Source organism: Pseudoduganella sp. LjRoot289, from assembly GCF_964252925.1.
In the GTDB taxonomy this organism is placed as follows: domain Bacteria; phylum Pseudomonadota; class Gammaproteobacteria; order Burkholderiales; family Burkholderiaceae_D; genus Rugamonas.
Map to the genome: position 1 here is coordinate 2,998,287 of NZ_CAXUPN020000001.1, position 25,884 is coordinate 3,024,170.

Below are 25,884 nucleotides of genomic sequence, written 5' to 3' on the forward strand. Positions count from 1 at the left end.
GCACCCATTCGACAGAGGTATGCACATGCACTCTATTAATATTCAAAAGCTTATCGACGAGTCCAGATTCAACGGCTTTCACGCACTGATCCTGTTCTGGTGTTTCCTGATACTCGTGTTGGATGGTTACGACCTCGCGGTGGTGGGCGCCGCCTTGCCGATGATCATGAAAGAGATGGGCGTGGACGCCGCCACGGCGGGCTTCATGGCAAGTTCGGCGCTGTTCGGGATGATGATGGGCGCCATGTTTTTCGGCACGCTGGCGGACAAGGTCGGCCGGCCGAAAATGCTCGTGATTTGCATCGCAGTGTTCAGCGTCTTCACCGCCGCCGCGGGCTTGACCCATGACCCGGCCAGCTTCAGCGTCATGCGTTTCATAGCGGGTCTGGGCATAGGCGGCGTCCTCCCCATCACCGCGGCGCAAATGGGCGAATATGCGCCGGTCTCGATTCGCACCCGCCTGGTGGCGATCGTGTTCGCGGGCTATGCCGTCGGCGGCATCCTGGTCGCCCTCACCGGGAAACAGCTGATCCTCGACTACGGCTGGCAATCGGTGTTCTACGTCGCCCTGCTTCCGGTGCTGCTGATTCCGTTCATCTTGAGGACCATGCCCGAATCGGTGCCCTTTCTCATCGGTCGCAGGCGCAACGCCGAACTGCGCGAGATCGTCGGCAAAGTGCTGCCCGACTACCCGCTGCCGGCCGACGCCCAGTTCATCGTCGTGGCGGGAGCCAAGACCAGCAACGCATCTATCCTGCAGCTGTTCCAGGAGCGGCGCGGTTTCAGCACCGTGATGATCTGGGCCGCGTTCTTCTTCGGCCTGTTCATGGTGTACGCCCTGAGCTCCTGGCTGACCAAGCTGCTGGCGATGTCGGGCTACAGCCTCGGGTCCGCGCTGAACTTCGTCCTCGTGTTCAACATCGGCGCCATCGCCGGCGCCCTGGGCGGCGCCTGGCTGGGCGACCGCTTCAATATCAAGCACGTGCTGGTGGGACTGTATGCGACCGGGGCGGTCTCGCTGACACTCATGGGTTTCACCAAGTCCTCCGAACTGCTGTTCGTGATGGTCTTCATCGTCGGCGCGACGACACTGGGCACGCAGCTGGTCGCCTATGCCTATGCGGCGGCGTTCTATCCGGCCGCCATCCGCTCGACCGGCGTCGGTTTCGCCTCGGGAGTCGGACGCGCGGGCGGCATCCTGGCGCCCATCATGATCGGTGCGCTGGTCGCGCTGAAGCTGCCGCTGGAGCAGAATTTCATGGCGATCGGGCTTGCAGGCCTGCTGGGAATGAGCGCCGTCGTGCTGATCAATCACAGGCTGTGCGCCTCGGCCGGCCGCGCCGCTGCCTGACCGTACCGATAAATTCACACCATGGATGAGGAAATGACTATTCGACAGTCTACACCACCGGACATTGCGCCCGACGAGCTGCGGCGCGCTGTCGACTGGGCGCTGAGTACCCGCCGCTCCATTCGCGCCTTCCTTCCAACGCCGGTGTCATGCGAGGAAGTCAGCGCCATCCTGGACGTCGCGCGATATAGCGCGTCCGGCGTGAACACGCAGCCCTGGCATGTTCACGTCGTCACGGGGGCGGCGAAGGAAGGGCTGAGCGATGCCATCATGCGCGTCTATGACGACCCCGCGCAGATGGCCGAACTCGAGGAGCCATACGACTACTACCCTCGGGAATGGCTCTCGCCCTACATTGACCGGCGGCGCAAGGTCGGCTGGGATCTCTACGGCTTGCTGGACATCCAAAAAAACGACAAGGACCGCATGCATGCCCAACACGGCCGCAACTATGCCTTCTTCGACGCGCCGGTCGGGCTGATGTTCACCATGGACCGCAGCATGGGCCGGGGGAGTTTGCTCGACTACGGCATGTTTCTGCAAAGCGTCATGACCGCCGCCCGGGCGCGTGGCCTCGACACCTGCGCCCAGGCCGCATTCAACGCATTCCACCACATCATTGCCACGGAACTGGGGATACCTGAGCAGCAAATGTTTGTCTGCGGTATGAGCCTCGGCTACGCGGATCCTGGCCGCATCGAAAATTCACTGGTCACCCAGCGCGAGGCGGTGCAGGATTTCACCACGTTTCACACAACTACAAATATGGAGACCGCAACATGAGCGCAGCAGCCTACTCCCAGGGCCTGGACAAGAACGCCGCCAACCACGTGGCCCTGACACCACTCGGTTTTCTCGACCGCACAGCCGACGTCTACCCGCAGCGCACCGCCATCGTCCACGGCGCCTTCCGCCAGACCTGGGCGCAGACCCGCGAGCGTTGCTACCGGCTTGCCTCCGCGCTCGTCCGGCTAGGCATACAGCCCGGCGACACGGTGTCCATCCTCGCGCCGAATACTCCCGCCATGCTGGAGGCGCACCTCGGCGTGCCACTCTCGGGGGCCGTGCTCAATGCCATCAACTGCCGCCTCGATGCAGACGGCGTCTCCTTCATTTTGCGCCATGGCGAGTGCAAGCTGCTGATGGTGGACCGCGAGTTCGCGCCGCTGGCCGCGAAAGCGCTGCTGGGACTAGCGGATCCGCCGCGCGTGATCGACATCAACGATCTGGCCGCGCCCGCCGGACCCGCTATCGGGGAAACCGACTACGAGTCCCTGGTAACCAGCGGTGATCCAGCTTTTGCCGGGCACTGGCCGGCCGACGAGTGGACGCCGATCGCGCTGAACTACACGTCCGGCACAACCGGCGACCCGAAGGGGGTGGTGCCTAGCCACCGTGGCACCTATCTCATGAGCCTTCTGCAGATGACAAACTGGGCCCTGCCGCGCGCGCCGGTCTATCTGTGGACGCTGCCGATGTTCCATGCGAACGGCTGGTGCTTCACCTGGGCGATCACCGCGGCGGCGGGCACCCATGTGTGCCTGCGCAAGGTGACAGCCGCCAACGTCTTCACCGCGATTGCGGAACACGGCGTCGACCACTTCTGCGCCGCGCCCATCGTCTTGGCCGGCATCGCCAGCACGCCCGAAGCGCAGCGCCCCACGCTGCCGCGTCCGGTGCGCATACTGACGGCCGGCTCGCCGCCGCCCGCCAGCGTGCTGCAGGCGGTCGGCGCCATGGGCTTTGATGTCGAGCATGTCTACGGCATCACCGAGGTGTCCGGCACGCCGATCAGTTGCGCCTGGCAAGCCGAATGGGATGGGCTGCCGCCGGCGGAGCAAGCGCGCATGAAAGCGCGTCAAGGCGTACGCGCGGTGGGCCTGGAACACAGTGCGGCCGCCGACGCAGACACACTGCAAGCGGTGGCGGCGGACGGCGTCGCGGCCGGCGAGCTGCTGGTTCGCGGCAACACGGTGATGATGGGATATTTGAAAAACCCGGGAGCCACCGCCATCGCCTTCGCCGGCGGCTGGTTCCATACCGGCGACGTGGCGGTCGTGCATGCGGACGGCTACCTGCAGATCACGGACCGGTCAAAGGACGTCATCATTTCCGGCGGCGAGAATATATCGTCAGTCGAAGTGGAGGATGTGCTGTACCGCCTGGCCGGCGTGCTGGGCGCGGCGGTGGTCGCGCAGCCCGACGACAAATGGGGCGAAGTGCCGTGCGCCTTTGTCGAACTGAAACAAGATGCGCCAGCCCACACCGAAGCCGAGGTGATCGCGTTCTGCCGCGAACGGCTGGCGCACTTCAAGTGCCCGCGCCGCGTGGTTTTCGGCGAACTGCCGAAAACCGCGACCGGGAAGATTCAGAAGTTCCGCTTGCGCGAGCAGGCTGGCAGCCGGGAGGCGATAGTAAAAATTTCCCGCTGAAACCAGTCCGGCCGCATTCTGTGCAATGGACATCGTCGACGCACAAATCTACAATGTGTTGGCTTAACTGGAAGGAGATTCTATGTTACACGGCAGTTGTTTATGCGGCGGCGTCGCGTACCGGGCCGAGGGGCCGGTCCACCATGCCAGTCATTGCTATTGCACCATGTGCCAGAAGCAGCACGGCGCGGCGGCGGGTACCTACGCCAACGTCAGCCGCGCCGGCTACGTCATCGAACGGGGCGAAGATTTGGTCACGGAATATGCCTCATCCGACCATGGCCGCCGGGGCTTCTGCAGCGTCTGCGGTTCAACCCTGTTCTGGCGCAGCACACAAACCCCCGACAAGATCGCGGTCACTTTAGGGACGATGGAGCCGGAATACGACGGCCCCGTCCAGCGCGAGCTGCATACGGACACCAAACCGAAGTGGTTGCCCACCAGGGAGTAGCGTCCGCCGCAGCCTAGCGTATCGTGTACTTGAACTGCCCCTGCTTGTTGGCGCCGACCTTGATCTTGGCGATTGCCGCCCCTTCCGCCATCTTCGCCAGCACCGACTCGGCGATCTCCGGCAGCAAGGTCCCGTTCAGGATATTGTCGACATTGCGCGCGCCGGAATCGACTTCGGTGCAGCGCGCCAGCACGGCGTCGACCAGCGCCTCGTCCCAGCTGAACTCCGCCTTGTGGTTCACGCTGATGCGCTGGCCGATGCGGCCCAGTTTGAGCTCTATGATCTCGGCCAGCACCTCGTCCGGTATCGGGTAGAACGGTATCACCTTCAGGCGGCCGAGGAAGGCGGGCTTGAACTGCTTGCTCAGCTGCGGCCGTATCATCTCTGCCAGCGCATCGGCCTTCGGCAGCTCCTCTGCGGTCTTGTTCAGGCAGGCCTGCATCAGCGTTGACGAGGCCACGTTCGAGGTCAGGATGATGATGGTGTTGCGGAAGTCGATCTCGCGGCCTTCGGCGTCGTCCATCACGCCCTTGTCGAACACCTGGAAGAACAGCTCCAGCACGTCCGGGTGCGCCTTCTCCACTTCATCGAGCAGCACCACGCTGTAGGGGTTGCGCCGCACCGACTCGGTCAGCACGCCGCCTTCGCCATAGCCCACATAGCCCGGCGGCGAGCCTTTCAGCCCCGAGACGCTATGCGCTTCCTGGTATTCGCTCATATTGATGGTGACCAGCTTGCGCTCGCCGCCGTACAGCACATCGGCCAGCGCCAGCGCGGTCTCGGTCTTGCCGACGCCGGACGGGCCGACAAACAGGAACACGCCCTTCGGCTTGTTCGGGTCGTCCAGGTTGGCGCGCGAAGTGCGCACCCGCTGCGCCACCGCTTCCAGCGCATGCGGCTGGCCCAGCACGCGTTCCTCCAGCATGTCCTTCAGCTTGAGCACCGTCTTGATCTCGTCCTTCACCATCTTCCCGAGCGGGATGCCGGTCCAGCCGGCGACGATGCCGGCCACCACGTGGCCGTCGACCTGCACCGGCACCATCGGCGTTTCGCCCTGCAGCGTCTTCAACTCTTCCAGCAGCGCCTGCACGTCCTTGCCCTGGCTCGCGTCGGCCGGGCCGCCCGCCTCCAGCACCAGGCGCGCGGCCTTGATCTGTTCCGTCAACTGCTTTTCCTGCTCCCAGCGCGCCGCCAGATCGGCATGTTGCAGGGTAACGGCCTCGCTCTCTTCGCGCAGCTGTTTCAGGCGCTCGGCGTGGGCCTTGCCGCCGCCGGCGTTCTGCTCGCGCTCCAGCGACGCCGCTTCGGCCGCCGCGCGTTCCAGCCTGCGCACCAGGTTCTCCAGCAGCGCGGGCGTGGCGTTCTGGCCCAGCGCCACCTTGGCGCAGGCCGTATCGAGCACGCTGATCGCCTTGTCCGGCAGCTGGCGGCCCGTGATGTAGCGGTGCGACAGGCGCACCGCCTCGGTGATGGCCTCGTCATACACGCGCACGTTGAAGTGATTCTCCATCAGCGGCGCCATCCCGCGCAGCATGGCGCAGGCCAGCTCCTCGCTCGGCTCTTCCACCTTCACGACCTGGAAACGGCGCGCCAGCGCGGCGTCCTTTTCGAAGTACTTCTTGTACTCGCCCCAGGTGGTGGCGGCAATGGTGCGCAATTCGCCGCGCGCCAGCGCCGGCTTGAGCAGGTTGGCCGCGTCGTTCTGGCCCGCCTGTCCGCCCGCGCCTATCATCGTGTGCGCCTCGTCGATGAACAGGATGATGGCGTGCGGGCTTTTGCGCACCTCGTCGATGACGTTCTTCAGGCGGTTCTCGAACTCGCCCTTCACGCTGGCACCGGCTTGCAGCAGTCCCATGTCCAGCGTGTGGATCTGCACCCCCTTCAGCACGTCCGGCACGTCGCCCCCGGCAATGCGCAGCGCCAGCCCCTCCACCACGGCGGTCTTGCCCACGCCCGCCTCGCCGGTCAGGATGGGATTGTTCTGGCGGCGGCGCATCAGGATGTCGATGGCCTGGCGGATCTCGTCGTCGCGTCCGATCACCGGGTCGACCTTGCCGTCGGCGGCGCGCTGCGTGAGGTTGGTGGTGAACTGGTCCAGCGCCGGCGTCTTGCCGGGGGCGTTGGCGGCGATCTCGCCCACCGGGTCGCCGCCCTCGTCTTCCGCGCCCTGCTGCGGCGGCGCCACGGCTTCCTGCGAACCCGCCGAGATTTCATCCAGATTGTGGCGGATCTGTTCGAGCTCGAACCTGGCGAACAGCTTCGAGCTGCGCTGCGCCAGTTGCGACAGTTCGGAATCGGTCAGCAGGGCCTGCAGCAGATGGCCGCTGCGGATCTGCACCTGGCGGCCGGACTGGATGTCCAGCGAGGCGATCAGCCACGCGTTCTCCAGCAACTTGGGCAGGCGCGCCGAGAACACCGGCGTGCGCGTGTTGCCGTTCTTGAAGCGGCTCAGTTCCGACTGCAGGTCCGCCTCCAGCATGCTCACGCTGATGCCGCTGCGGCGCGCAACAACCACCAGGTCGCTCTTGGGCTGCTCCAGCAGCGCCAGGAACAGGTGTTCGATGTCGACTTCGAACTGGCCCAGCGACACGCAGATGCCGGCGGCGCGCGTGGCGGCCACGCGGCAGGTGTCGTTCAATTTGCCGATCAGCGTTTTCAGGTTGATGCTCATATGACCTACTCCTCTTATATTGTATGTATTTCGTAACGCACGTCGCTGCGGTCCGTCGCCTGGGCGCCGCTCAGCACAAAGCTGTCCCAGCCCAGCCTTCCCCCGCTGCGGTTTTCATCCAGGCTGGTGCCCTGCACGTCGGACGCACGCAGCACCAGCTGCACTTCGTATTCCAGCGTCAGCCCGGTGAACATGGCCAGCATGTCCTTCAGCGCGCCGGCCGCCTTCCCGCCCGGCAGGAAGGAGACAAAACTGGCGCGGTCCAGCGGGCCGATGACGAGCCGCATGCGCAAGTCGCGCTGCCACACGCGCGCCCCGGCCAGCGCACCGCCGCCCAGCACGGCGTTGGCCCCGCCCAGCGTGCTTTGCTGGGCTTGCGGGACGTCGTACCAGCAGCCGATGAACTGCGTGATGCGCACCTGCTGGTCGAAATATTCCGACAGCACGCGCGCCACCTGCGCCGCCGACGCGGGCTTCTGCCGCACCGCGCTGGCGAAATAGCCCAGCGATTCATCGCGCACGCCGTCGCCGTGCCTGGCCATGCGGCGCCGCAGCGACGCGTTGCCCAGCCCGGCCAGCGACAGCAGCAGCGGCAGGAAGCCGTCCTTGCCGTCGGCCTGGTACTTCAGCTCCAGCCGGTATTTGCGCCAGGCTTCGTAGAACAGCGCCAGCGCGCGGTTGGAAAAGGTGTCGAGGAAGGCGCGCGGACCGTCGTCGCGCTGGTACAGGCCGTGCGCGGCGATGCGTTCCGTGTAGTGGGCCGGCAGCGTGCCGCTGCTGCCGAGGAAGCCCATGAAGGTCGGTGTCAGCCGCACATACTTCAGTTGCGACGCCTGCAGCGCCTCGCCCAGACCGCGCGCGTCCCGCGCCACGTCGCGCGGCTCGGGGTGCAACGATTCGAGCTCGCTGGCCGGGAAGGACAGCGAAGTCGAATTCTGGAAGCGCAGGAAGTTCGCCACCGCGCCCTCCTGCGGCACGCCGCGCTTCTTCAGCCACAGTTCCAGCATGCGCACCGCCTGGAAGTACTCGAAGCGGTAAGGCTCGGCGAACAGGCGCTCGATTACAGCAGGCTCAAATCGCCGCTTCGTGGCAAGCATCGCAGCAGTTCCTCTCCGGTTTTGTGGGACAGCACGACCAGCTGCGTGAAGCTGTTGGCGTGCACATAGAGGCCGAGGAAGCGCTCGATGATGTGGGCGAAGGCATGGATGCCGCTGCCGACAAAGGCTTCTTCGTCGATGGTCAGGCGCACTTCTACGCCGCGCACCAGGCAGGCGAAGGGATTCCCGGGCAGCCAGGTGTTGGCGGCCTTGTGCGCTATCCCCAGCACGCCGCCGATCTGGCGCTGCGTGGACGGGGAGCGCGGCAAGTCGTACAGCGTGAGCATTTCACGGAACGCGTCCAGGCCGTCCTCGTCCAGCGACAAATGGTTCAGCGACAGGTGCGAGATCAGACGCCAGTGCGCGCCGCGCCCGCGTTCGAAGCGCTGCGAGGCGGTCGGCTTGCGCAGCAGGCTGATGGAGCGCACGCTGGAACCGCCTTCCATGAACAGGTCGCCGCCGCGCATGCCGTAGGACAGCATCGAAGGCAGATCGCGGTTGGTGCAGCTCAGTTCCAGGCTCAGCGTGTCGGTCTCCACCTCGGCCGGATCGAAGTCGATATCGACAATGGAAATCTCGGTCTCGTAGCCCGGGCTTTTCTCGGCCACCGTCTCGTTGCGGCGCGCAACCCAGTAGTGGCCGCTCTTTTCCGGCGCCTGGCCATGCTTCAGCGAGTAGAACGGGCGGAAGGTGGTGATGGATTCGCCTTGCGGCGTCTGGCGCACCAGCCGCACCGACTCGATGGCCTGCACCTCGTAAGCGAAGGCGCGCCGGGCGTCGGCCAGCACCGGATAGCTGGCGGTGGTGTGGGTCAGGCGTATCGGTTCGCCGCGCTGGCGGAACAGGTTGACCACAGGCGTGCAGCCCAGCAGCACATTGTTGGTATTGAGCGTGCCGAGGATGCGCGCGGTGTTCGAGTCCGTGCGCAGACCGGACAAGGCCAGGTGCAGCGTGACCGAGCGTGCGCCGGACGGCAGCGCCACGCCCAGCCTGGCCAGGTCGATGTCGAAGAAATTGAACTTCTCGGGGAAGCAGAAATATTCGGTCAGCAGGCGGTAGGCCGCGTGCGAGCGTGCCGAGAAGTCGATCAGCGATTCGTCTTCCTCGAAACCGGCCGGCGTCAGCGGCGACGCCTGCAGCGGCACCCAGCGGCCGTTGCCGTCCGCTTCCGCGTAGGCGGCCACCGTGCGCATGAACAGCGCGTCGCGCAGGGCCGCGCAAAAGGACGGCTCCCCGTCGATGAAGAAGCGCAGCTTGCCCAGCCCCAGCTGCAGCGGACCGGCCTGCTCCGACGTGGCGGACAGGGTGATGCTGATGCTGGACGTGGCGCCCTGCGGCGCGCGCAACGCCTCCGGCACGGAGATGATGGCGCTGAACGACGCCTGCGACAGCGCCAGCGGCGCCACCGTCACCGGGTAGGCGGTGCGGAAGGTGCAGGCCGCGCCGCGCACCGGCCGCGTGGTGAGCTGCGTGCCGCGCGGGATTTCGCTGGCCGACGTCAGTTGCGCGGCGGCGCCGCTGTAGTCCATGCGGGCGATGGAGCAGGAGGGAAAGGGCCGCAGGTAGTGCGGGTACATCACCTCGAACATCGCCTCGGTGAATTCGGGGTAATCGTCGTCGAGCCGCTTGGCGATGCGCGAATTGAGCAGCGCGAAGGACTCGATCATGCGTTCTATATGGGGATCTTCGCAGACCTCGCCGCCGACCAGCAGGCGGCCGGCGATTTTCGGGTAGCGCTCGGCGAATTCGCGCGAGTAGCGGCGCAGGAAGCCGAGCTCCCTTTCGTAATATGGTAACAGCTGTTCCAATTCAGGCTCCCGGCTGCGCCGCGCGGCGCGCCTTGCTGATGGTGTAGTGCAGGCTCGAAGGTTGCAGCACTGCGTCGAAATTGACGGGTTCCTGGGTCGCGCTGGCGACCAGCAAGGCGGTGATGCTGAAGCCGAGCCGGTTGATGGCGCCCTCGCGCACTTCGAGCGACGCCTGCACATTGCGCAGGCGCGGTTCGTGGCGCAGGATGGTGCGTTCCAGCGCGCGGCAGATGTAGGCGCGGTCGTCGGTGCTCGACAGCGACAGGCCGGCGAAGTCGCTCAGGCCGTAGCTGGCGATCGAGCGCCCGCATTCCGGAAACCGCTTGAGCAGGTCCTCGCGCAGCACGGAACGGGTATTGAGCAGCGCTTCCAGGTCGCGCGCAACGGCGTCCTTCATCTCCTCGATGGTAAGCCGCTGCATGGTGCCGACAGCGTTGCCGCTGCCGTTGCCATGCGACGGCTCATCGAGGAGCCGGTCAAACAGCCCTGGCGTATAGCCTTTCACCGGGATGACGGCGCCAGGACGCCGGGTCGTTTAACCAGATCAAGCATACTTAAACCGTCTTGTTGGCCGACAGATCCCAGCCGCCCGAAGTGTTGCCACCGGAGCCGCCGCCAACCTTTTGCTGCGTGTACTTCCACTTCACGCGCGAATACTTCAGCGCCACGTCTTCGCTCAGGATGTCGCCCTGGTTGATCGACGGTGCAACGGAGCCGATCAGCACGTTTTCCAGTTCGATTTCGAAGTACTTGATACGCTCGCCCTGGCCGTCGGCGCGCAGGAACTCCAGCTTCGCTTTCGGGATGGTTTTGCCGGACGAGCAAGTCTGCAGCAGGATAGGCGTGGCCAGGTCGGCCAGCTTGTGGATGACGATATCCTTGTGCTCGGTGCGCTCGGCGGTGTGGCCGCCGCCGGTCGACGCGGTGGCCGACTTGGGCTGCAGCACTTCGAAGTTCACGGATTTGACTTCGATCCAGTCACGGTGGGTGCTGTCCGAGGATTCGCCTTTGATACCGTCGATTTGCAGGTAGACGTCGATTGCCATGTTATTCCTTTCAGTGGTTGTAAAAAAAGGGGGTGAACTTCAATAGATCAGTTCTTTTTGGTCGCAACAGGAAGCTCCGCGACCAACCGGAGCGAAACCGAAAGCTCATCGAGCTGGAAGTGGGGGCGCAGGAACGACACGGCGCGATATACGCCCGGCCGTCCCGGCACCTCCGCCACCTGCACCGATGCCTCCCGCAACGGGAACTGGGCTTTCTGTTCCTGCGTTGCGTTGTCGTCGAGCAGCACGTACTGGGTCAGCCAGCGGTTCAGGAAGTCCTCCACGTTGGAGGCGGCGGCAAAGCTGCCGATCTTGTCCCGCATCATGGCCTTCATATAGTGCGCAATGCGCGACACGGCGAAGATGTATTGCAGCTGCGCCGAGAGCACCGCGTTGGCGTTGGCCGCTTCGGTGTTGTATTTCCTGGCCTTTTGGGCCGACTGCGCGCCGAAGAAGGCCGCGTAGTCCGTGTTCTTGCAATGCACCAGCGAGATGAAACCGAGGTCGCTCAATTCCTTCTCGCGGCGGTCGGTGATGGCGATCTCGGTCGGGCATTTCAGCGCGACTTCGCCTTCATCGGTCTTGAAGGTGTGGGTCGGCAGGTCTTCGACCAGGCCGCCGCCCTCTACGCCGCGGATCGCCGCGCACCAGCCGTAGTCGTCGAAGGCCGTGGTCAGCTTGGTGCCGAAGGCGTAGGCCGCGTTGCACCACAAGTATTTTTGGTGGTCGGTGCCGTCCACGTCTTCGACGAAGTTGAAGCCGTCGGTGACGGCGCCGTCGGCCGGGTTGAACGGCAGGCGGCCCAGGAAGCGCGGCAGCGTGAGGCCGACGTAGCGCGAGTCTTCCGATTCGCGGAAGGATTTCCACTTGGCGTATTCGATGGTGTCGAACACTTTCGACAGGTCGCGCGGCCTGCCCAGTTCACTGTAGCTCTCCAGCCCGAACAGTTCGGGCGAGGCGGCGCTGATGAAAGGCGCGTGCGCGGCGGCGGCCACGTGCGACATCTGCTCGATGAAATACATGTCCTCCGGCTGGCGGGTGATCTCGTAGTCGCCCAGCAGCGCGCCGAACGGGGCGCCGCCGAAGGTGCCGAATTCCTCCTCGTAGACCTTCTTGAACATGGTGCTCTGGTCGAATTCGAGCGCGCTCTGGAAGTCCTTCACCAGCTCCTTCTTGGTCGCGTTCAGCATCTTGATCTTCAGGTTCTGGCCGGTGGCGCTGTTCTTCACCAGGTAGTGCAAGCCAGTCCAGCTGCTTTCCAGCTTCTGGAATTCGGGCGCGTGCATCACGGCCGACAACTGGGCCGAGATCATGCGGTCCAGCTCCGCCACGCGGGCATCGATGGTGGCCGCCAGATTGTCGGACACGACCACCGTGCCCTCCATCACCTGGCTCACCAGTTCGGCGATCAAATCCTTGGCGCGCGCGTGCTCCACGCTGGACTTGGCGACCTTGCTCTGCTCGACGATCTGGTCCAGCAGGGCCGCTTCATGGAGCGGCGCGGCGGCAGCATTGGCACTGAATTGGGCGGACATGACTTATTCCTTCGCTTCTTGGGCGGCGCCGCTCAGCTGCGCCAGTTTCTCGGTGCTGCTCAACACATCGTTCAGGATGTCTTCCAGCTTGTCGTTGCCGGCCAGCTTGTTGCGCAGGTCGGCCAGCTTGGTGCGTGCCTCGAGCAGCTTGCGCAGCGGCTCCACCTGCTGCACGACGGCCTCCGGACGGAAGTCCTCCATCGAACGGAACTTCAGGTCCACCGCGAACTTGCCATCCTGGTCGCCCAGCTCATTGGCCACGGTGTAGTTGGCGCGCGGCTCCACGCCCTTCATCACCTCGTCGAAGGTGTCGCGGTCGATGCCGACGAATTTGCGGTCCTTCAGGCGCTTCTGCTCCACTTCCGAGTTGCCGCCGAAATCGCCGACCACGCCCATCACGAAAGGCAGTTCTTTGCTTTCGATGGAGTCGCCGATTTCAACGTCGTAGCTCATCTGCACGCGTGGCGGGCGGACTTTCTGCAGGCGCTTCTGGACACTTTCACTTTTAGACATGGCATTCCCCTGTTATTGACGGTTACGGGTTATTTCAGGCCGCTGAACGGATCGGCGCTGGATTCCTGGCGCGCCTTGACGGCGCCTTTCTTGACGGCGCCGCCGCGTGCGACCGGGCCTTTGCCGGCAGCCTGCGGCACCGGCTGCGGCGGCACCAGCACGGTTTCGCCCAGGCTCTCGCGCAGCAGCTTGGCCAAATCCTGCGACTCGGTGCGCAGCGGGCCGTTCAGATTGTTCTGGCGGCTCAGGTCCGCCAGCGCGCGGGTCGACAGGCGCAGGCCGCTGATGGCGATGATGCTGTTGGCCAGCTGGTCGTTCGGATCGCGCACCAGGATTTCCTGCGCGCTGACGATGGCTTCGCCGTACTGGCCCGCGTCGTAGCGGCTCTGGGCGATGCTGACCCACGGCGCTTTCTCGGCCGGGAAGGCGGCGGCGGCGTCCTTCCACAAGGTGACGGCCTGCTCCTTCTGGCCGGACGACGCGGCCTGGCTGGCCTTGGCCATCAGCGCGCTGACGGTGGGCTTGGGCAGCTCGACGACGGCTTGCGGCACGGTGGTACAGGCGCTCAGGATGACCGCGCAGGTGGTGGCGCCGGCCAGGCGGCGCAGGGTGGTGACAGGTTTCATGCTTTCCTCGGACAGACTTGCAAAAAAGAGATAGTTAATTGCTAATTGTTACTGTGGCGACACATTATCAGAAATTTATTTTTTGCCGCGTTCAATTGAATTTTCTGGGGAAACAATGTTAATTCCATGTTGCTAGCCGCCAAGCCGAGGGCGCGCACAATTGAAGCGCTCGCTTGCGCCATGTTTCCTAAAGAAATGTTAGTGTTCTGCCACCTAATCAATTTCCGATTTGATAACATGACCAGCAAAGTACTTTGGGGCGAGGGTTTGTTCCTCCGGCCCCAGCATTTCCAGCAGCAGGACCGCTACCACGAGCAGCGCCTCCATGAGAGCGTGAAGGTGCTGCACCCCTACGCCTGGGGTGTGGAGCGGATCGACATCGACCGCGAAGCGCTCGCCAACAACGCGCTGCGCCTGCTGGAACTGTCGCTGCGTTTCCAGGACGGCGAGCTCTACAGCGCCCCGGCCACGGACGAATTGCCCGATACGGTCGACCTCAGCCAGCTGCCGCAGAGCCAGCAAATTGTGACTTTTTACGCCGCCCTGCCCGCCTTCAAACCCTTCGGCGGCAACTTCGGCGCGGCGGGCTCGGCGGGTTCGGCGAGCGCCGGCGTGCGTTTCACCCAGCACAACGCCGACACGCCCGACCTCTACACCCAGGCCGCGCAGGCCCAGCTGAGCTACCTGAAAAAGGCCGTGCGCCTGGTCCCGGACCACGAACCGCGCGACTCCTACACCCATTTCCCGCTGCTGCGCCTGCGCCGCGCGGCCAGCGGCGGCTTTGAACTCGACCCTTCCTTCGTGCCGCCCTCGCTGTCCATCGCCGGCGCGCCGCTGCTGTTCCTGCAGTTGCGCCGCCTGATCGACGCGCTGCAGGCCAAGGTCAGCGCGCTGCAAGGCCACCACCGCGAGCCGAGCCGCCACGTGATCGAATTCCGCTCCGGCGACATGTCCTCGTTCTGGCTGCTGCACACCGCCAGCTCCGCCTTCGCCGGCCTGACGCACTACTTCCACCACCCGGCGCTGCACCCGGAGCGCCTGTACGAACAGCTGCTGTCGCTGGCCGGCGCACTGATGACGTTTTCCAAAAGCTGGACCCTGTCCGACCTGCCGCCCTACCAGCACGCCGATCCCGGTCCCGCCTTCGCGCGGCTGCACCAGATCATCCGCGAGCTGCTCGACACCGTGATCTCGTCCAAATACTTCGCCATCGCCCTGAACGAAGTGAAACCTTCCTACCACCACGGCATGCTCGACAGCGGCAAGATCGACGACAAGACCACCTTCTATCTCGCCGTGTCGGCCGACCTGCCCACCGTCGAACTGGTGGACGTGGTGCCGCTGCGCTTCAAGATCGGCGCGCCGGACGACGTGGAAAAATTCGTGCTGTCGGCCATGCCGGGCGTACGCATCCAGCACGCGCCGCAGGTGCCTGCGGCCATCCCCGTGCGGCCGGACGCCTGCTATTTCGCCATCGAGGGCAAGGGCCAGATGTACGAGCGCATGCTGCAGGCGCAGTCCATATCCATCTACGTGCCATCCGGCCTGCGCGACATGAAGCTGGACCTGCTGGCCGTCACATCCTGAGCGGAGACACCGAACAATGAACACCATGGCTGCCCCTTCCCTGATCGCCGCCGGCTCCGGACCATCGACCGCGCCCGCCTCGAGCAAACCGCAATCGCTGCAGGACTTGATGTATGACGGCTTCTACGCCCTGTTCATGCTCAAGAACGGCAGCGGCCCGCAGGACAACGCCGACTTCGCGGCGAAGATGACGCAGTTCCTCGACGAATTCGGCCGCAACGCGCGCAAGCAGAACGCCACACCTGACGACATCGACGCCGCCAAATACGCCTTCTGCGCGGCGGTCGACGAGATCATCCTGCGCTCGTCCTACGCCATCCGCGACGCGTGGGAACGCCGCCCTTTGCAGCTGCAACTGTTCGGCGACCAGCTGGCCGGCGAGAACTTCTACATCCGTCTCGAAGCGCTGCGCGCGCGCGGCGCGGCTCACCTGCAGGCGCTGGAAGTGTTCCATATGTGCTTGCTGCTCGGCTTCCAGGGCCGCTACATCCTGGAGGGCTCGGAAAAGCTGGCCTACCTGACCAGCCGCCTGGGCGACGAGATCGCGCAACTGAAGGGCAAGCGCGGCGGCTTCGCACCGCACGCCGAACGGCCCGACCAGATCGTGCACAAGCTGCGCAGCGACCTGCCGCTGTGGGTGCTGTGCTCCGTGTTCGGGCTGGTGTGCGTGCTGGGCTACATCGGCCTGCGCACCTCGCTCGGCCGCCACACCGACGAGCGCCTGCACGCCTACAACGACGTCGTCAAGATGGCGCCGCGCGTGGCCAACCTGACCATCACGTTGCCCTGATGTCCGCAGCAGCCTCCCTTAGCTCCGCGCTCGGCCGGTTCGGCACGGGCCTGAGCCAGCACGCCCGCCTGATCACGCTGGCCAGCGCGCAGCAGCGCGCGCTGCCCGAGTCGCTGATGGCCGAGCACTTCAGCGCGCGCGAAGCCGTCAACGAACTGTACGCCTTCGAAGTGCACGCGCTCAGCACCTCCACCGACCTGGAGCTGGACCAGTTCCTCGCTGAGGAATTGACGGTCAGCCTGCTACAACCCGACGGCAGCCAGCGCGCCTGGCACGGCATCTGCACCGAAGCCGCCTGGCTGGGCGCGGACGGCGGCGTGGCGCGCTATCGCCTGCTGCTGGAACCGGCGCTGGCCGCGCTGCGCCTGCGGCGCGACAGCTACATCTACCAGGACAAGAACGCGCAAGACATCGTCACCGAACTGCTGGCCGACTACCCGCACGTGCGCTTCGAGTTCGACCTCACGCAAGAACTGGCGCCGCGCCCCATCTGCACCCAGTACCGCGAAAGCGATTTCGAATTCTTCAAGCGCCTGCTGGCCTCCGAAGGCCTGAACTGGCGCTTCGAGCACGACCCGGCCGGCGATGACGCAGACAACGCGGGCGACGGCCAGGCCAAGCACAAACTGGTGATCTTCGACGCCCAGGCCGCAGCGCCGGACACGCCCGGCGGCGCCGAACTGCGCTTCCACGGCGTGCGCGCCACCGACAGCGACGACGCCATCGACCGCTTCAGCGCGCGCCGCCAGGTGCAGCCGAACGCGGTCAGCATCGCCAGCTGGGACCCCGCGCAACTGCTGGCCCCGTCGGCCGAACAGCAATCGAGCCTGGACGCGGGCGAACTGCCCGCGCTGGCGGTCTACGACGGCAGCGGCGAACGCATCGCCAGCGGCGCCGGGACCGGCCACGGCCCCGCCGACCAGCACAGCGTGCTGATGCTGCAAGCGCTGGAGCTGCGCAACAAGGTCTTCGAAGGCAGCGGCGCGGTGCGCAGGCTGGCCGCCGGCCACGGCTTCCAGCTCACCCGGCACGAGCGCTACGGCGACGGCGCCAACAGCTTCAAGGTGCTGTGGGTCGAGCACGAAGCGCGCAACAACTTCGACGCCGCCATCAAGGGCGGACCAGCCTTCGGCGTGGAAGCCGGAACCTACCGCAACAGCTTCGGCTGCGTGCGCGACACGGTCGCCATCGTCCCCGACGCCACCGCCGCGCAGCACGCTTGCACCGCGCTCGGTGCGCAGACCGCGCTCGTGGTCGGCCTGGCCGACACCCTCTCCACCACCACGCGCGACCACCAGGTGCGCGTGCAGTTCGCATGGCAGCGCGGCGAAGGCGCCAACCCGGGCGGCCTGCAGCACAACACCGACGCCAAAGGCAGCGCGCCCGGCGACGAGCGCGCCGGCACCTGGGTGCGCGTGGCCGAAGCGCTGGCGGGTCCTAACTGGGGCACGCAGTTCACGCCGCGCATCGGCACCGAAGTACTGGTCGGCTTCATCGAAGGCGACATGGACCGCCCGGTGGTGGTCGCGCAGCTCTACACCGGCAGCGACGAGCCGCCGTTTTCGGCCGGCGTGGACGCGGGCGTCAACCACGCGGGTACGATTTCCGGCATCCACAGCCAGAACTTCGACCGCAGCGGCTACAGCCAGTGGCAGCTCGACGACACGCCCAGCCAGGTGCGCACACGCCTGGCCACCAGCAGCGGCGCGACGCAGCTCAACCTCGGCTACCTGATCCAGCAAGCGCCCGGCTCCGCGCAGCGCGGCAGCTATCGCGGCGCCGGTTTCGAATTGCGCACCGACGCCTGGGCCGTGCTGCGTGGCGCCGAAGGCGTGCTGCTCACCACCAGCGCGCGCAGCGCGCAAGGCAGCGGCATCGCCTCCACGCAGCTCGACGCGTCGGAAGCGCTGGCGCAGTTAAAGGGCGCGCAGGAACTTGGCACGCAACTCGCCGACGCCGCCGCTAGCCAGAAAGCCTTGTCCAGCAAGGTCGCGGCGGCAGCGCAGACAGACTTCATCGCCCAGATCGATCCCAAGCAAAGCGGCAAGCACGAAGGCGCCGTCAACGGCCAGCAGGCACTGCAAGCGCAAGCCGGATCGCGCGAACTGGACAGCGCCAAGCCCGTGGAAAAATTCGGCGTGCCGCTGGTGCTGATGGACTCCCCCGCCAGCATCAACTGGGCCACGCCTGCATCCACCCTGCTGTTCGCGGGCCAGCAACTGCAATGGACCACGCAGGGCGACCTGCACCTGGCGGCGGCGCACACCGTATCCACGGTGGCGGGCAACGCGGCGGGCTACTTCACGCACGAAGGCGGCATCCAGGCCTTCGCGGGCAACGGCCCCGTGTCGCTGCAGGCGCACACCGGGGAACTGGAGATCCTGGCGGACAAGGAGATCACGGTTATCTCCGTCAACGACAGCATCGAGATCAAGGCCAAGCAGAAGATCGTGCTGCAGGCCGGCCAGTCCAGCGTCACGCTGGAAGGCGGAGATATCACGTTTGCTTGCCCTGGCAACTTCACCGTCAAGGGCGGGCAGCATATTTTTGATGGGGGTGCCAGCGCAGCGGCGGACCTGCCGCAGCTGCCGGAGGGCGAACTGCCAAAGGATACGCTGTACCTGGACCACCGCTATCACGACGACCAGCCGCTGGCTGGAGCAGAGTATGTTGTCAAGCTGGCCGACGGCACAGAACGCAAGGGCAAGCTTGATGCACAAGGCCGCGCGGTAATTACTGGCATTCCTATGGGGGTGGCTCAAGTCAGCTACGGTCCGATGCCAGGTGCGTTCCAGCGGGTCGACAAAGCGCCCATGCCAAATTACGATCCGGCGCCCTCCGCTGCGAAAATCAACAGCCTGTTCGACAAATATTTCAAGTCGGATGAAAGCAACGACAGTGCCGGCGGCGCCGCCTGACAAGGAACAAGCATAATGAGCGATATTCAAAATCCCCCAGCCGGTTGGAGCTTAAGCCAGTTCAAGGCCGTCTGCGCTGATGTGGGGAGCTGGACATGGGGAACGGTCCAAGGAGCCTTCAATGAAAAGGCAAGCATCACCCAAATTGTTGTGGATGCCGTCATCGGCATGATCCCGCTGGTTGGCGACGCCACAGCCGTGCGCGACCTGATCGCGGTTGTCATCGGCCTGGCTGATGATGAAGAAAAACGCAATTCAACGTGGCAGTGGGTATTGCTGGTCGTCTTGCTGTTCGCCCTGATTCCCGTGCTCGGCGGCGTCGTCAAGGGTGTAGGCAGGATTATCGTGAAGGTTGCCCAAGAAGCGGCCCATCTGGCGGGAGCAGCCAGGATGGCGCACATGGCAGCTGGCGCAAAGGAAGTCGTCGAGTTTCTTAACCGTATCGGCGTCAAGAATGCGGAAAAATGGCTACTTGCACTTCGCGTCAGCGACCATTTGGAGCCCTTGGTCGGAAAATTTACGCATCTGATGGTGACCCTCGACACGATCATGGTTAAATCCCGCTCCAAAGTCGCAGGCATGTTTCCGAGTTTGGCCAAGCGCATCGACTCGCTCCGAGCCGGCCTCATCAAAGTACGGGAAAAAGGCAAGGAGATGATCCCGACTGCCGTGAAAGAACTCGATCAAAAACTGCGGGAAATTCAGGCCTACATCCGGTCCGGCGGCGAGACCACTAGCCGACTGGCGCTGCACGAAGTGGCTACCGGTCAAAAGCTGGCAACGCGTGCTGACGAGCGGCGGTTGGTTGAGGAGGGCGTGCTACCCGTAAGAAATAGTCGGGGCGGCTTTAACCAAAACCCAGCCAATCCTTTGAAACCTGCAATGGTCGAAAAATATTACAAGCCGGCCCTTGGGTATCCAGACTTGTTGCGCGTCGACCCATCAACCAAACAATACAATAGCGTGGCAGCGTTTTCTGGAAAGATGGTGAATCGCCAACTAAAAGATGGCGAACAAGTCTACAGGTTCTTCGGTCCACCGCGGACGACTCATGGCACAACGGTAGATGAGGCTTGGGCGGGCGGCGGCTGGTGGGGCGTGGGGCAGCCACCCAAAACTGCCAAGGAATGGCGAGAGGTGGCAGCCGTGCTTGACAGTTTCAACGGTGATGGCTTTTACGTGTCAGCTCGGGTGGTGGGGAATAAGGGACCAAAGGCGGTGGTCGGTACAATTTCTGAGCAATTTGGAGATAAAATTCCAGGGCAGTATCTTCCCGGAGGCGGAACTCAAGCTTTCTTTCTTTTAGACAGCGGCTTCAAGGACATTTTGAACCAAGTTGGCCATGATTTCGCGAATGGCGTCAAGACGAGTAAAATCGTCGATCCCCATACGGGGCTTGAGCTGACCTTTTATAGTACCGGCTGGACAGATGCGAACGGCATCTGGGGCTACCTCCGTGCCCCCGGCACTACCACCATTCAAACCGCGCGCGTCGGCAGCCGTGAACAGGCAACAAAACATAACGAACAGGTAGTCATCCACCCATGAATCAATCTATACCCAGCGATGCTGTCAAGCTGCCATCCGGCTTGGAACGGCAACAGATTTTTTACTGGCTGAAAAGAGTCAGCTCAGTCACGGCATGGCGCCGTATTTTTGAATATTACAAAGCTTGGGCAGCCGCTACCGAAAACAGTCTACGCGAGGCCGATGAGCATGGCTGGGGCGACGAGACATCCCTTCCGCAATCAGAATATGTCCTCATTCTGAAGTGTTTAGCACACTGCGAAGAAGGTGTCATTCGATTAATGAAGGGGGACAAACGCGTATTTAAATTTGACGCAAATGGTGAATTCGTAATGGCTCAACGCATTCTCTCTCATTGGTCTGAAATGCTTTACCGCATAGAAATTGGCGAGAATGGCATCAAGAAAAATACCCCACGCTGGGCTGAATTTTGCGAAACGCTGATGTCGACGGGCTCGGCGTGGGGAGAATGCGGGCCGCATATTCTTGAGCCGCGCTATCTTGGAGAGGCAGGTCGTACAGTATATGGCCAATGGATTCAGAAAGAGCTTTCAACCATGTCATTTCCAAGTGAACTCGCAATGGTACCCGACCCGGTTGAGAACACGTTTGTGCGTACGAACGGATATACGCCGTGCTCTGGGATCTGGGAACCGGTTGATGTTCCAAAATCCTCATTCCTGAGTTTACTCACCGGTGCCCCGAAGCCTCAACCACCATTTAAGATCGCCGGCGCCATGAACTACTTGCATGGGGGTTCGAAAGCGCCGCGGATCACGGTAGAAACGGCGACAGACAATATTGATCTGGATACGACATGGCGTTTGCTATGGCGGGACGACCGCTACAACGATGGCACCGTTCCAGAAGAAGAGGCGCACTATCACTTCACTAAACCTGACCTTGTGCCCCCCCCGCCCCCACCCATCTGGGTACCGGAAGAACTCGTTTGGGCAGAGAGCGGTACCGCCGCACCGCTTGCCGGAAAGTGGCTTGTCGCATCGGATTTAAACGCAAGCGTGATGCTGAATATAGGCGAAGAACTGCCGCTGCATAATCGCCGTGAAGTGCGTTGGGTGCTGGCTAGAAACTGAAGCTGAGCGTCAGCGCGCTGCAAGGCCACCACCGCGAGCCGAGCCGAGCCGCCACGTGATCGAATTCCGCTCCGGCGACATGTCCTCGTTCTGGCTGCTGCACACCGCCAGCTCCGCCTTCGCCGGCCTGACGCACTACTTCCACCACCCGGCGCTGCACCCGGAGCGCCTGTACGAACAGCTGCTGTCGCTGGCCGGCGCACTGATGACGTTCTCCAAAAGCTGGACCCTGTCCGACCTGCCGCCCTACCAGCACGCCGATCCCGGTCCCGCCTTCGCGCGGCTGCACCAGATCATCCGCGAGCTGCTCGACACCGTGATCTCGTCCAAATACTTCGCCATCGCCCTGAACGAAGTGAAACCTTCCTACCACCACGGCATGCTCGACAGCGGCAAGATCGACGACAAGACCACCTTCTATCTCGCCGTGTCGGCCGACCTGCCCACCGTCGAACTGGTGGACGTGGTGCCGCTGCGCTTCAAGATCGGCGCGCCGGACGACGTGGAAAAATTCGTGCTCTCGGCCATGCCGGGCGTACGCATCCAGCACGCGCCGCAGGTGCCTGCGGCCATCCCCGTGCGGCCGGACGCCTGCTATTTCGCCATCGAAGGCAAGGGCCAGATGTACGAGCGCATGCTGCAGGCGCAGTCCATATCCATCTATGTGCCATCCGGCCTGCGCGACATGAAGCTGGACCTGCTGGCCGTCACATCCTGAGCGGAGACACAGAACAATGAACACCATGGCTGCCCCTTCCCTGATCGCCGCCGGCTCCGGACCATCGACCGCGCCCGCCTCGAACAAACCGCAATCGCTGCAGGACCTGATGTATGACGGCTTCTACGCCCTGTTCATGCTCAAGAACGGCAGCGGCCCGCAGGACAACGCCGACTTCGCGGCGAAGATGACGCAGTTCCTCGACGAATTCGGCCGCAACGCGCGCAAGCAGAACGCCTCGCCGGATGACATCGACGCCGCCAAATACGCCTTCTGCGCGGCGGTCGACGAGATCATCCTGCGCTCGTCCTACGCCATCCGCGACGCGTGGGAACGCCGCCCGCTGCAGCTGCAGCTGTTCGGCGACCAGCTGGCCGGCGAGAATTTCTACATCCGCCTCGAAGCGCTGCGCGCGCGCGGCGCGGCGCACCTGCAGGCGCTGGAAGTGTTCCATATGTGCTTGCTGCTCGGCTTCCAGGGCCGCTACATCCTGGAGGGCTCGGAAAAACTGGCCTACCTGACCAGCCGCCTGGGCGACGAGATCGCGCAACTGAAGGGCAAGCGCGGCGGCTTCGCACCGCACGCCGAACGGCCCGACCAGATCGCGCACAAGCTGCGCAGCGACCTGCCGCTGTGGGTGCTGTGCTCCGTGTTCGGACTGGTGTGCGTGCTGGGCTATATCGGCCTGCGCACCTCGCTCGGCCGCCACACCGACGAGCGTCTGCACGCCTACAACGACGTCGTCAAGATGGCGCCGCGCGTGGCCAACCTGACCATCACGTTGCCCTGATGTCCGCAGCAGCCTCCATTACCTCCGCGCTCGGCCGGTTCGGCACGGGCCTGAGCCAGCACGCCCGTTTGATCACGCTGGCCAGCGCGCAGCAGCGCGCCTTGCCCGAATCGCTGATGGCCGAGCACTTCAGCGCGCGCGAAGCCGTCAATGAACTGTACGCCTTCGAAGTGCACGCGCTCAGCACCTCCACCGACCTGGAGCTGGACCAGTTCCTCGCGGCGGAATTGACGGTAAGCCTGCTCCAGCCCGACGGCAGCCAGCGCGCCTGGCACGGCATCTGCACCGAAGCGGCGTGGCTGGGCGCGGACGGCGGCGTGGCGCGCTACCGCCTGCTGCTGGAACCGGCGCTGACCGCGCTGCGCCTGCGGCGCGACAGCTACATCTACCAGGACAAGAACGCGCAAGACATCGTCACCGAACTGCTGGCCGACTACCCGCACGTGCGCTTCGAATTCGACCTCACGCAGGAACTGGCGCCGCGCCCCATCTGCACCCAGTACCGCGAAAGCGATTTCGAGTTCTTCCAGCGCCTGCTGGCTTCCGAAGGCCTGAGCTGGCGCTTCGAGCACGACGCGGCCGGCGAGGAAGCCGACAACGCGGGCGACGGCCAGGCCAAACACAAGCTGGTGATCTTCGACGCCCAGGCCGCAGCGCCGGACACGCCCGGCGGCGCCGAACTGCGCTTCCACGGCGTGCGCGCCACCGATAGCGACGACGCCATCGACCGCTTCAGCGCGCGCCGCCAGGTGCAGCCGAACGCAGTCAGCATCGCCAGTTGGGACCCCGCGCAACTGCTGGCCCCGTCGGCCGAACAGCAATCGGGCCTGGACGCCGGCGAACTGCCCATGCTGGCGGTCTACGACGGCAGCGGCGAACGCATCGCCAGCGGCGCCGGGACCGGCCACGGCCCCGCCGACCAGCACAGCGTGCTGATGCTGCAAGCGCTGGAGCTGCGCAACAAGGTCTTCGAAGGCAGCGGCGCGGTGCGCAGGCTGGCTGCCGGCCACGGCTTCCAGCTCACGCAACACGAACGCTACGGCGGCGGCGACAACAGCTTCAAGGTGCTGTGGGTCGAGCACGAGGCGCGCAACAACTTCGACGCCGCCATCAAGGGCGGACCGGCCTTCGGCGTGGAAGCCGGGACCTACCGCAACAGCTTCGGCTGCGTGCGTGACACGGTCGCCATCGTTCCCGACGCCACCGCCGCGCCGCACGCTTGCACCGCGCTCGGTGCGCAGACCGCCCTCGTGGTTGGCCTGGCCGACACCGTCTCGACCACCACGCGCGACCACCAGGTGCGCGTGCAGTTCGCATGGCAGCGCGGCGAAGGCGCCAACCCGGGCGGCCTGCAGCACAACACCGACGCCAAAGGCAGCGCGCCCGGCGACGAGCGCGCCGGCACCTGGGTGCGCGTGGCCGAAGCGCTGGCGGGCCCCAACTGGGGCACGCAGTTCACGCCGCGCATCGGCACCGAAGTGCTGGTCGGCTTCATCGAAGGCGACATGGACCGCCCGGTGGTGGTCGCGCAGCTCTACACCGGCAGCGACGAGCCGCCGTTTTCGGCCGGCGTGGACGCGGGCGTCAACCACGCGGGTACGATTTCCGGCATCCACAGCCAGAACTTCGACCGCAGCGGCTACAGCCAGTGGCAGCTCGACGACACGCCCAGTCAGGTGCGCACGCGCCTGGCCACCAGCAGCGCCGCGACGCAGCTCAACCTCGGCTACCTGATCCAGCAAGCGCCCGGCTCCGCCCAGCGCGGCAGCTATCGCGGCGCCGGTTTCGAATTGCGCACCGACGCCTGGGCCGTTCTGCGCGGCGCCGAAGGCGTGCTGCTCACCACCAGCGCGCGCAGCGCGCAAGGCAGCGGCATCGCCTCCACGCAGCTCGACGCGTCGGAAGCGCTGGCGCAGTTGAAGGGTGCGCATGAACTCGGCACGCAACTCGCCGACGCCGCCGCCAGGCAGAAAGCCTTGTCAAGCAAGCTCGCGGCGGCAGCGCAGACAGACTTCATCACCCAGATCGATCCCAGGCAAGGCGGCAAGCACGAAGGCGCCGTCAACGGCCAGCAGGCGCTGCAAGCGCAAGCCGGATCGCGCGAGCTGGACAGCGCCAAGCCGGTGGAAAAATTCGGCGTGCCGCTGGTGCTGATGGACGCCCCCGCCAGCATCAACTGGGCCACGCCTGCATCCACCCTGCTGTTCGCGGGCCAGCAACTGCAATGGACCACGCAGGGCGACCTGCACCTGGCGGCGGCGCATACCGTGTCCACGGTGGCGGGCAACGCGGCAGGCTACTTCACGCACGAAGGCGGCATCCAGGCCTTCGCGGGCAACGGCCCCGTGTCGCTGCAGGCGCACACCGGGGAACTGGAGATTCTGGCCGACAAGGAGATCACGGTTATCTCCGTCAACGACAGCATCGAGATCAAGGCCAACCAGAAGATCGTGCTGCAGGCCGGCCAGTCCAGCGTCACGCTGGAAGGCGGAGATATCACGTTTGCGTGCCCTGGCAACTTCACCGTCAAGGGCGGGCAGCATATTTTTGATGGGGGTGCCAGCGCAGCGGCGGACCTGCCGCAGCTGCCGGAGGGCGAACTGCCAAAGGATACGCTGTACCTGGACCACCGCTATCACGACGACCAGCCGCTGGCTGGAGCAGAGTATGTTGTCAAGCTGGCCGACGGCACAGAACGCAAGGGCAAGCTTGATGCACAAGGCCGCGCGGTAATTACTGGCATTCCTATGGGGGTGGCTCAAGTCAGCTACGGTCCGATGCCAGGTGCGTTCCAGCGGGTCGACAAAGAGCCCATGCCAAATTACGATCCGGCGCCCTCCGCTGCGAAAATCAACAGCCTGTTCGACAAATATTTCAAGTCGGATGAAAGCAACGGCAGTGCCGGCGGCGGCGCCTGACAAGGAACAAGC

General features: G+C 64.5%; 19 protein-coding genes and 1 pseudogene. 12 read left to right on the plus strand and 8 right to left on the minus strand.

The features are described 5' to 3' along the window. Positions 1 to 25 precede the first annotated feature (25 nt). From ACSQ8Y_RS12580 to ACSQ8Y_RS12595, 4 genes are all read left to right on the plus strand, one after another. Positions 26 to 1,351 carry an MFS transporter gene (locus tag ACSQ8Y_RS12580; RefSeq protein WP_436266810.1) on the plus strand — a complete coding sequence of 442 codons (1,326 nt, stop codon included), beginning with the start codon at positions 26 to 28 and terminating at the stop codon, positions 1,349 to 1,351. Between the two features lie 33 nt (positions 1,352 to 1,384). Next, positions 1,385 to 2,134, plus strand: coding sequence for a nitroreductase (locus ACSQ8Y_RS12585; protein WP_436266811.1), 750 nt, complete (start codon positions 1,385 to 1,387; stop codon positions 2,132 to 2,134). Continuing rightward, positions 2,131 to 3,783 (plus strand): AMP-binding protein, encoded by a 1,653-nt coding sequence (locus ACSQ8Y_RS12590; RefSeq protein WP_436266812.1) that lies wholly within the window; start codon positions 2,131 to 2,133, stop codon positions 3,781 to 3,783. Before ACSQ8Y_RS12585 ends, ACSQ8Y_RS12590 begins: the two co-directional genes overlap by 4 nt. 82 nt (positions 3,784 to 3,865) lie before the next feature. Continuing rightward, positions 3,866 to 4,234 carry a GFA family protein gene (locus tag ACSQ8Y_RS12595; protein WP_436266813.1) on the plus strand — a complete coding sequence of 123 codons (369 nt, stop codon included), beginning with the start codon at positions 3,866 to 3,868 and terminating at the stop codon, positions 4,232 to 4,234. 13 nt (positions 4,235 to 4,247) lie between these two features. On the opposite strand, the gene tssH is transcribed toward ACSQ8Y_RS12595, so the two are convergent. Genes tssH through ACSQ8Y_RS12635 form a run of 8 tightly spaced genes read right to left on the minus strand, consistent with a single transcriptional unit; the run spans position 4,248 to position 13,530 of the window. Continuing rightward, positions 4,248 to 6,905: a type VI secretion system ATPase TssH gene (gene tssH / locus ACSQ8Y_RS12600; RefSeq protein ID WP_436266814.1), complete on the minus strand. Its 2,658-nt coding sequence runs from the start codon at positions 6,903 to 6,905 to the stop codon at positions 4,248 to 4,250. Positions 6,906 to 6,919: 14 nt separating this feature from the next. Further along, positions 6,920 to 8,002: a type VI secretion system baseplate subunit TssG gene (gene tssG, locus ACSQ8Y_RS12605; protein ID WP_436266815.1), complete on the minus strand. Its 1,083-nt coding sequence runs from the start codon at positions 8,000 to 8,002 to the stop codon at positions 6,920 to 6,922. Next, positions 7,966 to 9,810, minus strand: a complete 1,845-nt coding sequence (tssF, locus tag ACSQ8Y_RS12610; protein WP_436266816.1) for a type VI secretion system baseplate subunit TssF — start codon at positions 9,808 to 9,810, stop codon at positions 7,966 to 7,968. Before tssF ends, tssG begins: the two co-directional genes overlap by 37 nt. Before the next feature lies 1 nt (position 9,811). After that, positions 9,812 to 10,315 (minus strand): type VI secretion system baseplate subunit TssE, encoded by a 504-nt coding sequence (tssE, locus tag ACSQ8Y_RS12615; RefSeq protein WP_436266817.1) that lies wholly within the window; start codon positions 10,313 to 10,315, stop codon positions 9,812 to 9,814. Between the two features lie 49 nt (positions 10,316 to 10,364). After that, entirely contained in the window at positions 10,365 to 10,856 is a 492-nt protein-coding gene (locus ACSQ8Y_RS12620) for an Hcp family type VI secretion system effector (protein WP_436266818.1), read from the minus strand. 47 nt (positions 10,857 to 10,903) lie between these two features. Continuing rightward, a complete protein-coding gene (gene tssC / locus ACSQ8Y_RS12625; protein ID WP_436266819.1) occupies positions 10,904 to 12,391 on the minus strand; it encodes a type VI secretion system contractile sheath large subunit in 1,488 nt (495 codons plus the stop codon). Positions 12,392 to 12,394: 3 nt separating this feature from the next. Next, positions 12,395 to 12,904, minus strand: a complete 510-nt coding sequence (gene tssB, locus ACSQ8Y_RS12630) for a type VI secretion system contractile sheath small subunit (RefSeq protein WP_436266820.1) — start codon at positions 12,902 to 12,904, stop codon at positions 12,395 to 12,397. Between the two features lie 29 nt (positions 12,905 to 12,933). Beyond that, on the minus strand, positions 12,934 to 13,530 hold the full coding sequence (locus ACSQ8Y_RS12635; RefSeq protein WP_436266821.1) for a tetratricopeptide repeat protein: 597 nt from the start codon (positions 13,528 to 13,530) through the stop codon (positions 12,934 to 12,936). A 237-nt stretch (positions 13,531 to 13,767) separates the two neighbouring features. On the opposite strand from ACSQ8Y_RS12635, the gene tssK (ACSQ8Y_RS12640) reads away from it, so the two are divergent. From tssK (ACSQ8Y_RS12640) to ACSQ8Y_RS12675, 8 genes and pseudogenes are all read left to right on the plus strand, one after another. Beyond that, the gene (tssK, locus tag ACSQ8Y_RS12640) at positions 13,768 to 15,117 is read left to right on the plus strand and encodes a type VI secretion system baseplate subunit TssK (protein ID WP_436266822.1); all 1,350 of its coding nucleotides are present in this window, start codon (positions 13,768 to 13,770) and stop codon (positions 15,115 to 15,117) included. A gap of 16 nt (positions 15,118 to 15,133) precedes the next feature. Next, positions 15,134 to 15,907, plus strand: a complete 774-nt coding sequence (icmH, locus tag ACSQ8Y_RS12645) for a type IVB secretion system protein IcmH/DotU (RefSeq protein ID WP_436266823.1) — start codon at positions 15,134 to 15,136, stop codon at positions 15,905 to 15,907. Next, a complete protein-coding gene (locus ACSQ8Y_RS12650) occupies positions 15,907 to 18,825 on the plus strand; it encodes a type VI secretion system Vgr family protein (RefSeq protein ID WP_436266824.1) in 2,919 nt (972 codons plus the stop codon). Before icmH (ACSQ8Y_RS12645) ends, ACSQ8Y_RS12650 begins: the two co-directional genes overlap by 1 nt. A 15-nt stretch (positions 18,826 to 18,840) precedes the next feature. Next, positions 18,841 to 20,373, plus strand: coding sequence for a hypothetical protein (locus tag ACSQ8Y_RS12655; protein ID WP_436266825.1), 1,533 nt, complete (start codon positions 18,841 to 18,843; stop codon positions 20,371 to 20,373). Further along, the gene (locus ACSQ8Y_RS12660) at positions 20,370 to 21,446 is read left to right on the plus strand and encodes an Imm71 family immunity protein (protein WP_436266826.1); all 1,077 of its coding nucleotides are present in this window, start codon (positions 20,370 to 20,372) and stop codon (positions 21,444 to 21,446) included. Before ACSQ8Y_RS12655 ends, ACSQ8Y_RS12660 begins: the two co-directional genes overlap by 4 nt. Before the next feature lie 40 nt (positions 21,447 to 21,486). Next, a pseudogene (gene tssK / locus ACSQ8Y_RS12665) lies at positions 21,487 to 22,164 on the plus strand (type VI secretion system baseplate subunit TssK); the annotation flags it as partial. Between the two features lie 16 nt (positions 22,165 to 22,180). Further along, positions 22,181 to 22,954 carry a type IVB secretion system protein IcmH/DotU gene (icmH, locus tag ACSQ8Y_RS12670; RefSeq protein WP_436266827.1) on the plus strand — a complete coding sequence of 258 codons (774 nt, stop codon included), beginning with the start codon at positions 22,181 to 22,183 and terminating at the stop codon, positions 22,952 to 22,954. Then, complete coding sequence (locus ACSQ8Y_RS12675) at positions 22,954 to 25,872, plus strand: type VI secretion system Vgr family protein (RefSeq protein ID WP_436266828.1); 2,919 nt, start codon at positions 22,954 to 22,956, stop codon at positions 25,870 to 25,872. Before icmH (ACSQ8Y_RS12670) ends, ACSQ8Y_RS12675 begins: the two co-directional genes overlap by 1 nt. Positions 25,873 to 25,884 lie beyond the last annotated feature (12 nt).